Source organism: Arthrobacter sp. AD-310 (genome assembly GCF_054656615.1).
On sequence record NZ_BAAHNO010000002.1, the window covers coordinates 78,618 to 90,121 of the forward strand.

The 11,504-nt window shown below is 67.1% G+C and carries 10 protein-coding genes, 1 tRNA gene and 1 pseudogene; 6 read left to right on the forward strand and 6 right to left on the reverse strand.

Translation table 11 applies throughout. The features are described 5' to 3' along the window. Positions 1-961: hypothetical protein (locus ACYQ1Z_RS00980; protein WP_459790476.1), on the reverse strand; the 961-nt coding region annotated here is incomplete at its 3' end. Between the two features lie 163 nt (positions 962-1,124). Here ACYQ1Z_RS00980 and pepN point away from each other — a divergent pair. Both pepN and ACYQ1Z_RS00990 read left to right on the forward strand, forming a co-directional pair. Next, complete coding sequence (gene pepN / locus ACYQ1Z_RS00985) at positions 1,125-3,692, forward strand: aminopeptidase N (RefSeq protein ID WP_459790521.1); 2,568 nt, start codon at positions 1,125-1,127, stop codon at positions 3,690-3,692. Beyond that, on the forward strand, positions 3,692-4,165 hold the full coding sequence (locus tag ACYQ1Z_RS00990) for an OsmC family protein (RefSeq protein WP_459790477.1): 474 nt from the start codon (positions 3,692-3,694) through the stop codon (positions 4,163-4,165). The genes pepN and ACYQ1Z_RS00990 overlap by 1 nt, the downstream gene beginning before the upstream one ends. Here ACYQ1Z_RS00990 and ACYQ1Z_RS00995 read toward each other — a convergent pair. Continuing rightward, positions 4,162-5,162: pseudogene (locus ACYQ1Z_RS00995) on the reverse strand (Rossmann-fold NAD(P)-binding domain-containing protein). The gene ACYQ1Z_RS00990 and the pseudogene ACYQ1Z_RS00995 sit on opposite strands and share 4 nt — an antisense overlap. A gap of 66 nt (positions 5,163-5,228) precedes the next feature. Between ACYQ1Z_RS00995 and ACYQ1Z_RS01000 the strand changes: the two are divergent. Both ACYQ1Z_RS01000 and ACYQ1Z_RS01005 read left to right on the forward strand, forming a co-directional pair. Next, positions 5,229-5,915: a mechanosensitive ion channel family protein gene (locus ACYQ1Z_RS01000; RefSeq protein ID WP_459790479.1), complete on the forward strand. Its 687-nt coding sequence runs from the start codon at positions 5,229-5,231 to the stop codon at positions 5,913-5,915. Positions 5,916-5,917: 2 nt separating this feature from the next. Next, a complete protein-coding gene (locus tag ACYQ1Z_RS01005) occupies positions 5,918-6,370 on the forward strand; it encodes a globin (protein WP_459790480.1) in 453 nt (150 codons plus the stop codon). Between the two features lie 21 nt (positions 6,371-6,391). Here ACYQ1Z_RS01005 and ACYQ1Z_RS01010 read toward each other — a convergent pair whose 3' ends face one another. Continuing rightward, complete coding sequence (locus tag ACYQ1Z_RS01010; protein WP_459790482.1) at positions 6,392-7,051, reverse strand: hypothetical protein; 660 nt, start codon at positions 7,049-7,051, stop codon at positions 6,392-6,394. A 63-nt stretch (positions 7,052-7,114) separates the two neighbouring features. Here ACYQ1Z_RS01010 and ACYQ1Z_RS01015 point away from each other — a divergent pair, with 63 nt between their 5' ends. Then, positions 7,115-8,095: an acyl-CoA thioesterase gene (locus tag ACYQ1Z_RS01015; protein WP_459790483.1), complete on the forward strand. Its 981-nt coding sequence runs from the start codon at positions 7,115-7,117 to the stop codon at positions 8,093-8,095. Between the two features lie 109 nt (positions 8,096-8,204). Here the strand turns inward: ACYQ1Z_RS01015 and ettA are convergent, their stop codons facing one another. From ettA to ACYQ1Z_RS01030, 3 genes are all read right to left on the reverse strand, one after another. Further along, positions 8,205-9,887, reverse strand: a complete 1,683-nt coding sequence (gene ettA / locus ACYQ1Z_RS01020) for an energy-dependent translational throttle protein EttA (RefSeq protein ID WP_459790484.1) — start codon at positions 9,885-9,887, stop codon at positions 8,205-8,207. Positions 9,888-9,937: 50 nt separating this feature from the next. Further along, a complete protein-coding gene (locus ACYQ1Z_RS01025; RefSeq protein ID WP_459790485.1) occupies positions 9,938-10,504 on the reverse strand; it encodes a DUF6993 domain-containing protein in 567 nt (188 codons plus the stop codon). Positions 10,505-10,629: 125 nt separating this feature from the next. Further along, complete coding sequence (locus ACYQ1Z_RS01030; protein WP_459790486.1) at positions 10,630-11,187, reverse strand: single-stranded DNA-binding protein; 558 nt, start codon at positions 11,185-11,187, stop codon at positions 10,630-10,632. Between the two features lie 217 nt (positions 11,188-11,404). On the opposite strand from ACYQ1Z_RS01030, the gene ACYQ1Z_RS01035 reads away from it, so the two are divergent. Next, positions 11,405-11,477: transfer RNA gene (locus ACYQ1Z_RS01035), tRNA-Arg, on the forward strand. Positions 11,478-11,504: the final 27 nt, after the last annotated feature.

The window sequence follows — 11,504 nt, forward strand, 5'->3', positions numbered from 1 at the left end:
CCACACGGGTGAGCACCTCGGCGAGCCGCGCCGCCGAGGCCTGGCTGCCGCCGCTGACGGCGAGGCGCCGGCCGTCGGTTTTGCTGACGACGACGGCGGGGCCGCTGCCCACGAGCATTGCTGCGGTTTCACCGTGGTTGCGGTAGCCCCAGCCGCCGTAGTCGGCGGCGCGCACCTCAGCGGCGCTGGCGGCCGAGATCGACCCCGCGGGGATGTCCATCACCGGAACGACCCCGGCGAGCAGGACCTTGAGGCCGGCGCGGTCCGCCTTGACCCGGGCGCAGAGGAAGGCTGCACCAAACAGGGCCACGGCCACCAGCAGGACACCCAGCCACGGCACGGCGATGGCGATCAGCGCGGCGGGGAAGAGCGAGGCGATCCCGATCATGACGAAGACCGAGCTCCTGGCGTGGACCCAGAGCCGGATGCTGTCCCGGGTCAGGTCCGGGTCCAGTTCCCGGGCGATGGCCGCCTGCAGGGCACGGTCGTCGTCCTGCGACCATTGCCGGTCCGCCTTGTAGACGAAGCCCATGATGACGCCCAGCGACACGGCAGCGCCGCTGCCCAGGGCAAGGACGGTGAGGTCCACATGGGATTCGCGGGCGTCCGCGAGGCCGGCCTGCCCCACCAGGCCGGCGGCGAGGGCGCTGGTGATGAAGAGGCTGAGGAAGAGCCCGGCACCCATCATGATCCGCCGCATCACCACGGGCCTGCCCAGCGGCACGGCCTGGCAGAGGACCAGCCAGCCGAACAGCACGATCATCAGCGCCCCGGTCCCGACGTAGGCGCCGAACGGGGCGAAGTCCGCACCGCCGTCGTCCGTCCAGCGGATGGCGAGCGGCTCGGGCAGGTCCCGCCGAAGCAGTGACGCGCACAGGACGAAGGCGCCGGCCAGAACAACCGGAAATCCGATGGCAAACCGCAGTGCCTTGCCATCCACCGAATCCAGGAACTTTCCCATAAGTTAACGCTACTCCGGCCCGGGGGCCCCTGCGCCCGGGCGTTCAGCCGCGCCGATGTGACCGGGGCAACGCGGGGGCGGCCGGCAGTGCAAGAATGATCTGTGCCGGAGTGGGTACCACCAGCCGGCAGCCGCTACTTCTCTGGAGGTCCACTTGCCAGGCATGAACCTGACCCGCGCCGAAGCCCGGGAACGCGCCGAACTCATCACCGTCGAGTCCTACGACATCCACGTCGACCTGACCCGGGGCGCTGACGTTTTCGGCAGCACAACCACCGTGAAGTTCAGTGCCAGGCCCGGATCTTCCACGTTTATCGACGCGGTCACCCGCACCGTGCACAATGTCACGCTCAACGGCCGCAGCCTGGATCCGGCTGCCGTCGCAGACGGGGTACGGATCCAACTGCCGGACCTGGCGGAGCACAACGAACTCACCGTGGTGGCCGATGCCCCGTACATGAATACCGGCGAGGGCCTCCACCGCTTCGTGGACCCGGTGGACAACGAGGTCTACCTGTACACACAGTTCGAAGTCCCGGACTCACGCAGGATGTTCGCCGTGTTCGAGCAGCCGGACCTGAAGGCGACGTTCGCGCTGACCGTCACGGCGCCGTCGCACTGGGACGTCGTCTCCAACTCCCCCACGCCCGAGCCTGTCCCGGAGACACCGGGTGAAGACGGCGGCGCCCGCTCGGTGTGGAGGTTTGCGCCGACGCCACGGCTTTCCTCCTATGTGACAGCACTGATCGCCGGGCCGTACCAGTCGGTCCGCAGCGACGTTAAGAGCTCCGACGGGCGCGTCATTCCGCTGGCTGTCTTTGCCCGGAAATCGCTGATGCAGTACCTGGACGCCGAGAACATCTTCGAGCTGACGCGGCAAGGCTTCGCCTTTTTCGAGGAGCAGTTCGGCTGCCCGTACCCCTTCGAAAAGTACGACCAGCTGTTCGTGCCGGAGTTCAACGCCGGGGCCATGGAGAACGCCGGCGCGGTGACCATCCTTGAAGGGTATGTCTTCCGCGGCAAGGTCACCGGGGCCCAGGTCGAGCGCCGCGCCATCACGGTGCTGCACGAACTGGCGCACATGTGGTTCGGCGACCTGGTGACGATGCGGTGGTGGAACGACCTTTGGCTCAACGAGTCGTTCGCGGAGTACATGTCGCACCTGGCCGCCGTGGACGCCACCTCCTTCACGAGTGCCTGGACCACGTTCGCCTCGGTCGAGAAATCCTGGGCATACCGCCAGGACCAGCTGCCGACCACCCACCCGATCTTTGCCGAGATCAACGACCTTCAGGACGTTGAGGTGAACTTCGACGGCATCACCTACGCCAAGGGCGCCTCGGTGCTGCGGCAGCTGGTGGCCTGGGTGGGGCCCGACCAGTTCATGGCGGGCGTGCGCGAGTACTTCGCCAAGCACTCCTGGCAAAACACCGAACTCCGCGACCTCATGGTGGAGCTGGAGAAGGCAAGCGGCCGCGACCTCGACGACTGGGGACGGCAGTGGCTGGAGACCGCGGGAGTGAACACCCTGGCGCCGGAACTGGACATGGCTGCCGACGGCACCCTGACGTCCTTCACCATCCTCCAGACGGCGGTGGAGGAATGGCCCACCATCCGTCCGCACCGGCTCGCGGTGGGCTTCTACAACCTGAACGGTGCCGGGAAGCTTGAGCGGGTGCACCGCGAGGAACTGGACGTCGACGGCGAACGCACCCACGTGCCCGGCCTGGCGGGCCTGGCCCGGCCCGACCTGATCCTCATCAACGATGACGACCTCGCCTATGCAAAGGTGCGGCTGGATCCGAAGTCGCTCGCGACTGCCACCGCGCACCTGAAGGACTTCGCCGAGAGCCTGCCCCGCACGCTGGTGTGGAATTCCGCGTGGGAGGCTGCGCGGGACGGGGAGACGCCGGCACGGAAGTACGTGGAACTGGTCCTGGCCAACGTGGCGGCCGAATCGGACTCCTCAGTGATCCTGGTGCAGCTCCGCCAGCTGGCGACCACGTTGAACTTCTACGTCGCGGAGGAACACCGCCCGGCCACCACCGCGGCAGCCGCGGACCGTCTTTGGGAGCTGGCGTCCGAAGTTCCCGGCGGTTCCGACGCGCAGCTGCAGTTCGTGAAATCCTTCGCCCTGCTCGCCGGCAGCGGTGAACAGCTGGACAACGTGGCCGGGCTGCTGGATGGTTCCGTGGCGCTGGACGGGCTGGCGGTGGACCAGGACCTGCGCTGGGAACTGGTGGCGTCCCTGGTGGCCGGCGGCAGGATGGGACAGGACGGGATTGACGCCGAACTGCAGCGGGACAACACCTCCAGTGGCCAGAACGCCGCTGCCCTGGCCAAGGCGGCCATCCCCACGCCGGAAGCCAAGGCTGCGGCCTGGGAGTCGATTGTGGTCAAGGGCGAGCTCTCCAATGCCCTGCAGGGGTCCGCGGTCACCGGTTTCATGCGGGTCTGGGACCGCTCGCTCCTGGAACCGTACGCGGAGAAGTATTTCGAGGCTGTGCCGGGAATAGTTGAAAACCGGACGCACGCACTGGCCCAGCAGATCGTCGTCGGCCTCTACCCGGCGCTGCTGACGACGCAGGCCACCGTCGACCGTACGGACGGGTTCCTCGCGTCGCTTCCGCCGCAGAGCGCGGCGCTGCGGCGCATGATGCTGGAAAACCGCGACGGCGTTGCGCGGGCGTTGCGCGCGCGGGCCGCGGACGCCCAGCTGGGTGGCGTGTGATGGGTATTTCCGAACACCGCTACCAACTGGCCGTGCAATGGACCGGCAACCTGGGTGACGGGACGTCCTCCTACCGGGGCTACTCGCGGGACCATGACGTGGTCATCCCCGGGCTGCCCGTCCTCAAGGGTTCCGCGGATGCCACGTTCCACGGAGACCGGGAACGCTACAACCCGGAACAGCTGCTCCTGGCTGCCCTGGCCCAGTGCCACATGCTGTCCTACCTGCATGTGGCCGTCAGGCACGGCGTTGTGGTGACGGATTACCGTGACGAGGCGTCGGGCTTGCTGCGGTTGAACCGCGACGGCAGCGGCCAGTTCGATCGGGTGACGCTGCGCCCCAGGGTCACGCTCGCCGACGCCGGACAGGCGGAGCTGGCTGCCCGGCTGCACCGGGAAGCAAACCAGGTGTGCTTCATTGCACGCAGCGTGAACTTCCCCGTGGACCATGAGCCGGTGATTATGGCGGGCTAACCGCGCAGCTTGTCCACCAGCCGCTCCTCGGTTTCCGGTGCGAGGCCCGCTTTGCGGGGCCGGTCCAGGCCGCGGCTGCGTTCGTCGCGGAGCGTGTCCTCCAGTGTTTCCTGCCAGGGCCGCAGGGTGAGTCCTGCGGCCCTGGCCGCCTGATTGCTGCGCGCCATGAATCCATCGTTGCCGGGCGGGAGCCAGAGCGGCAGGGAATCCGGGCCGGCCCAGTATCCTACGCCTTTTCCGGCCAGCCACTCCTCACCAGCTGTCACGACGGGGCCCTCGTGCCCGGACGCGGCCCGGGCGGCGGCGAAGTACGTGCCGAAGGGGACCCGCTCCCCCACGGCGTTCAGGGCGCCGGTGGTTCCTTGTCCGGCGGCGAGCAGGATCCAGGCGGCAAGGTCGCGGACGTCGATCGCCTGAGTGGGGTCCAGTCGATGTCCGGGACCAGGACCGGCCGGTTGTCCCGGACCGCCGTCGTCCGGGCGCACCGGGCGGGCCAATAGCCGTACCGGTCCGACGCGTCCCCCGGGCCGGCGATCAGGCCGGCACGGCACAGGTGGGAGGTGCCCGCGGTTGCCGCAAGGGTGGCCTCCTCGATGGCAACCTTCGATTCGCCGTAGTTCTCCGGTGTTGACCGTGTTCCGGCCGGCAGAGGGGGAAGGAGCGCCGCGTCCTCTGCCGCGCCGGGAACTGAATGGTCGGCGTACACCGAGCAGCTGGAAACGAAGGTCCAGTGGCCGGCCCGCCCGGCCAGGCTGCTGAGGGCGTCCCGGGCGAAACCGGGGTTCCTCGCCACCTCGATCACGGCGTCCCATTCCCCCGCCACGCCGGAGTACGTGTTCGCGCCAAGAGAACGGTCCGCCCTGATCCACTCAGCCCCGGGCGGCGGCGGGCCCGCGGTTCCTCGGGCCAGGCAGGCGGTCCGGTGCCCGGCGGCCACCGCCTGGCGGACGATTTCTGCTGACAGGAAGGCGGTTCCGCCGAGGACGAGGATGCGCATTGCCCCACGCTACGGCGCTAGGGTTAAAGGAGAACAGAGCCACGCTTCAAGGAGTTTCCCCCGCATATGGTCAGCATGTTGTCAGTCCTGCCTTCCGCCACGTCCGATCCGGATGGCATCAGCATCACGGGGATCGTCATCAGCCTCGGTGTTGGAGTCGCCGTGTGGCTGGTGGCAACCTTCGTCATCTCGCGCATCACCGCACGGGTCGCGTCAGGCAGCAACTTCTTCAAGAAGCGCACCTTCAAGTGGGTGGCGCCGGCCCTCCGCGCCCTGGACCACGAACGGCGGGTGCAGCGGGCGGAGACCATTGGGTCGCTGCTGAACAGCGTTGTGGGGGTGCTGGTGGTGGTCATCACCGGCATGTACGTGCTGCAGAACCTGGACATCAACATCGCCCCGCTGCTCACCAGCGTGGGCATCCTGGGTGTGGCCATCGGCTTCGGCGCCCAGCAGCTGATCCGTGACTTCCTGGCCGGCATCTTCATCACTATTGAGGACCAGTACGGCATCGGCGACGTGATCGAAACCAGCGAGGTGGTGGGCGTGGTCGAATCCATGGGCCTGCGCATCACCCGTGTCCGCTCCGATGACGGCGCCATCTGGTATCTGCGCAACGGCGAGATCCTGCGTGTGGGCAACCGCTCACAGGGCAACTATGTGCCGCTGCACGAGGAACCGGACGGCACCACGGACCAGGGTTCTGCCCACGGTCCGGAAACGACGAAGACCAACCAGCAGGCCGGAGAGTAGCCATGACCATTCCCATTGAGCCGCAGCGGCCGAAGCAGCTGATGCAGAACGACCCGTTCAGCCAGCCCGGCTACACCGACAACTTCTATGACGCGGTGGGCGGCCATGAGACGTTCGTGAAGCTCATTGACGTCTTTTACGACGGCGTCGCCACGGACCCGCTGCTGCGGCCGATGTACCCGGAAGAGGACCTGGAGCCGGCCAAACGGCGGTTCCTGATGTTCCTGGAACAGTACTGGGGCGGACCCACCACGTACGGCGAGGAGCGGGGCCACCCGCGCCTCCGGATGCGGCACATGCCTTTCAGGGTGACGCCGGAGGCCAAGGACCGTTGGCTGTTCCACATGCGCAAGGCCGTGGATGCCCTCGGCCTGCCGCCGCTGTATGAGGGGACCCTCTGGGACTACATGGAACGCGCAGCGCTGTCCATGATCAACAGTCCCTCGGACGCGTAGTTCCCGCTTCTCCAGCCGCGGTTACAGGAGCCCGCTTCCGGTGCGGGCGAGGACGTGGCCGCGGCTGCCCGTCAGCCGGAACCACCGCCCGGCGCGGTACAGCTTCTGGTCGCCGTCGGCAAGGAAGCCCAGGGCCAGGGCCGCGAACGCCGCACCTGCGGGCAACCCGGATTCGTCCAGGTCCCTTCCCCACACGGCAGCCCGGGCGTTGTTGACCATCATGGCGCCCGGCTTCTCCGGGACGATCGCGGCCACCTCGGCGATGCCCGCTTCCGCCGCCGCCCGCAGTGCAGCGTCGCTGACTGAACCCAGCAGCTCCCAGCCGCCCCGCGGCGCGCCGACGCCGGTCCACGACTCGGTGACCGTGGCAGGCGGAACCGGCAGCTCGACGTCGTCTTCTGCCGCACGTGCCAGCCGGTCCAGCACGGCAGACAGCGTCACCGTGACGTCCGTTTCCGACGGCGCCGCAAGCGCCATGGTGCGCAGGCCAAGGATGGTGGGCGTCGCTTCGCCGAGGAGCCGGGGCCGCAGGACGCAGACGTACGCGGCAAGGACGGAACCCGCCGCCTGCAGCCGGATGGCGCCGTCGTCGATCGCTTTTGCACGGGTGACGTAGGTCTTCAGGTCGGCGAGATCGCGGGGATCGGCGAAACGGAAGGACGAGGTGAGGAGATCAGACACACCAAGAACACTACCGGCTGGAGCTTTGTTGAGCAGTCCCGGGGCGCCGTCTAGAGTCAGACCATGACTGAAGCCGAAACCGGACTCCTCGCGCCGCCCGGCGGCGACCCCACCTCGTCGCTGATCAAACTTCTCGACCTCGGCCAGCTGGAGGGAGCACGCACTGACGAGGACATCTTCCTAGGCCCCTCCCAGCAGCAGCCCCACCAGCGCGTCTTCGGCGGCCAGGTGCTGGCACAGTCACTCGTCGCGTCCATCCGGACCGTGGAACCGGACCGCTTTGTCCATTCCATGCACGGCTATTTCCTGCGGCCGGGCGACGCCAACAAGCCCATCACCTTCGGTGTCCAGCGGCTCCGCGACGGCCGGTCCTTTTCCGCGCGGCGCGTGCACGCCTACCAGGACGGGGTGCCCATCCTGTCGATGATCGCCTCTTTCCAGGGCGATGACGAGGGCATTGAGCACGAGTCACGGATGCCGGAGGGAATCCCGGATCCGGAATCCCTGCCCAGCACCGCCGACCTGCTGGGCAAGTTCGACCATCCGGTCGCGCGGCACTGGGCGTACGAGCGGCCCTTCGACATCCGGCACATCGACCCGCCGCTGTATGTCTCGGCAAAGGGCGCCCGGGAGGCACGCAACGCCGTCTGGATGAAGACATTCGGACCGATGCCGGACAACACCAACCTGCACCGGGCCGCCCTGGCGTATGCGAGCGACTACACCCTGCTGGAATCAATCCTGCGCAGGCACGGGCTGAGCTGGATCACTCCCGGCATGAATGTTGCGAGCCTTGACCACGCCATGTGGTGGCACCGCCCCGCCCGGGTGGACGAGTGGCTCCTCTACGTCCAGGAATCTCCCAGCGCCCAGGGTGCCAGGGGGCTTGCCACCGGCAAGATCTTCAACCGCGCCGGCCAGCACGTGGCCTCAGTGGCGCAGGAGGGCATGGTCCGGCTCCCCACCGACGTCAAGAGCAAGGTCATGGGCGCCTTCCAGTCCAAAGTCATGGAGCACCAGATCCGCAAGGCTGTGCGCGACTGACGGGCTCCCACCGGCATGGCAGGAGGCCGGAACCCGAGGGGTTCCGGCCTCCTGCCATATGCGTTTATTGTTGTGGCCGCAGCCCGCAGGTCAGTCGCGGGCCGGCTGATCAGTCGCGGGTCAGGCGCCGGTGAGTGACGCGGTGGGGCTTGGCGGCATCGGGACCGAGCCGTTCCACCTTGTTCTCCTCGTAGGATTCGAAGTTGCCCTCGAACCAGTACCACTTGGAGGGGTTCTCGTCGTCGCCCTCGTAGGCAAGGATGTGGGTGGCGACGCGGTCCAGGAACCAGCGGTCGTGCGAAACGACCACGGCGCAGCCGGGGAATTCCAGCAGTGCGTTTTCCAGGCTGCTGAGGGTTTCGACGTCGAGGTCGTTGGTGGGCTCGTCGAGGAGCAGCAGGTTGCCGCCCTGCTTGAGCGTCAGCGCGAGGTTCAGGCGGTTGCGCTCACCGCCGGACAGCACGCCGGCCTTCTTCTGCTGGTCCGGGCCCTTGAAGCCGAAGGCCGCCACGTAGGCACGGGAAGGCATTTCGACGTTGCCAACCTGGATGAAGTCGAGGCCGTCGGAGACAACCTCCCACAGGGTCTTGTTGGGGTCGATGCCGCCGCGGCTCTGGTCGGCGTAGGAGATCTTGACAGAGTCGCCGATCTTCAGGTCGCCGCCGTCGAGCGGTTCCAGGCCGACGATGGTCTTGAACAGGGTGGTCTTGCCCACGCCGTTGGGACCGATAACGCCCACGATGCCGTTGCGCGGCAGGCTGAAGGACAGCCCGTCGATGAGGACACGGTCCTCGAAGCCCTTCTGGAGGTTCTTCGCCTCCAGGACCAGGCCGCCCAGGCGCGGTCCCGGCGGGATCTGGATCTCTTCGAAGTCAAGCTTGCGGGTGCGGTCCGCCTCGGCGGCCATTTCCTCGTAGCGCGCAAGGCGTGCCTTGGACTTGGTCTGCCGGCCCTTGGCGTTGGAGCGGACCCACTCGAGTTCCTCGGCGAGGCGCTTGGCCTGCTTCGCGTCCTTCTTGCCCTGGATCTCCAGGCGGGCGCGCTTCTTTTCCAGGTAGGTGGAGTAGTTGCCCTCGTAGGGGTACAGGTGGCCGCGGTCGACTTCCGCGATCCACTCGGCCACGTGGTCCAGGAAGTAACGGTCGTGGGTGACTGCGAGGACGGCGCCCGGGTAAGTGGAGAGGTGCTGTTCAAGCCAGAGCACGCTTTCGGCGTCCAGGTGGTTGGTGGGCTCGTCGAGGAGCAGCAGGTCCGGCTTCTGCAGCAGGAGCTTGCAGAGGGCCACGCGGCGGCGTTCACCACCGGAAAGGTTGGTGACGTCCGCGTCGGCCGGCGGGCAGCGAAGGGCGTCCATCGCCTGCTCCAGCTGGGAGTCGAGGTCCCATGCGTCGGCGGCGTCGATGGCTTCCTGGAGCTTGCCCATTTCCTCGAGGAGGGTGTCGTAGTCAGCGTCGGGGCTGGCCATTTCCTCGGAGATTTCGTTGAAGCGCTGGATCTTGCCGTAGATCTCGCCCACACCTTCCTGGACGTTGCCCAGGACGGTCTTCTCTTCGTTCAGCGGGGGCTCCTGCATCAGGATGCCCACGGTGTACCCGGGGCTCAGCCGGGCCTCGCCGTTTGAGGGGGTGTCGAGTCCGGCCATGATCTTGAGGATGGTGGACTTACCGGCACCGTTCGGGCCTACAACGCCAATCTTGGCGCCGGGAAAGAAGGACATGCTTACGTCATCGAGGATGAGTTTTTCGCCAACGGCTTTGCGGGCCTTGGTCATTGTGTAGATAAATTCCGCCATGGTTCCAAATCTAGTGGGTTGGCGGGCTTATCTCATATTTGCCGGCGGATTCAGGACCCCACGAAGCACTTGCCGCTTGCAAGGACGGGAAGCACAGTCACGGTGACTGTCCCTTCCCGGACTTGTCCAATGACGCAGTCTTTACCTTGCAGGACAGCTGCTTCGATGGCGTCGGCCTCCAGCCCCGTGGGGGTACGGCTTTGGGAGACCTGGAGCGCAGAGGGTGCAATACCGGCGGCGGTCAGCGCGTCCGTGACCTGGGCGGTAGCAGGTTTTGGTGCTGCCGCAGCCAGCCCGCCGAGCGCGGCGGTGACGGTCTGCTTCACGGTCTCGGTCGCCGCAGCGTCGGCCGCGGGGGCCGGTGCCCGGCTGGCGGTATCCGCCAGCGGTGTGGCTGCTTTCGTTTGCGTGGCCGCAGGGGATGCCGCAACTGGCGCTGTTGGACCGGGGCGGACCTCCGAGGCAGTTCCGCCGGTGCAGCCCGTCACACCCGCCAGGAGCACCAGGGCGGAGACTGCTGCCGACGATAACCGGGATGCGTCCCGGAGCCGGGCGGAGTGAGCGGCCCCGTGGGCCCCGGCCGTGGTTTTCTGCCTATGGTCAGGGGTCAGCCGCATGTTGTCATTCTGCCACGGCGCAGGCGCAAGGACTGACCGCGTGTGACGGGCGGGCGGAACAGGGCCGGGGGTGCCGCCGTTCCGTCCGCCCGGGTCTGATGGGCGTTGATACCTGCTGCCGGTTCCTAGACTTCTGCCAGTTCCCCCGTTTCCAGGTCAAGGGACACGAGGTCGCCGTCATTGTCCTCGATGATGACTGCAGGGTGGCCTTCCTCCTCAAGTTGGCCGTCCTCGTCATCCTCGGGCCCGTCCTGGGGTTCGTCCATGCCTGCCGGGGGTTCAACGTCCGCTGTGTGGGGCGGTTCCACGAGCGACAGGGCAGGCCTTGACGACGTCCGTGTGAAATTGGCCGATCCGAAGGTGAGGTCATGGCCGACGGCGTCGGCGTCGATAACGGTGGAGTGGTAGACGCGTCCGTCCTTCTCCCACGAGCTGAGCCTCAGCTTGCCGACCACAATGACGGGCTGGCCCTTCCTGATGCTGCATCCGATGGTTCCTGCGAGCTGCCGGTAACCCTTGACGGTGAACCAGTTGGTGTGTGCGTCCACCCACTCTTTAGTTGGCTCGTCGAAACGGCGGGAGGTGACCCCGACGCGGAAGGATGCCGTGGCGGTCCCGCGGGCAGTGGTGGTGCTCGTTACCTCCGTGGCGACGAAGCCGCGGATAGTGATCAAGTCTTTCATCTTCACGTCCTGTCTCAATGGTGGTGCCTTGCAGGCAAAACAAGCATTGCGCCGCAGCAGGCCGGCGGGGAGGCCAGGATCGGCGTATGTGCATAACAGGCTCCCCGGACCGCTGTGGAGGACTGGTGGGTTCCGCTGCAGGTCAGTGACGGCGCCTTGACTTCCGGCAATGTAGACTTTTTGAGGTGCCGGATGACAGCATCCGGACGCCATGACCGCCTCAGTAGCTCAGGGGATAGAGCAGCGGCCTTCTAATCCGCCGGTCGGGGGTTCGATTCCCTCCTGGGGCACAGACAGAAAGGCTCCCCGGTCTTCGG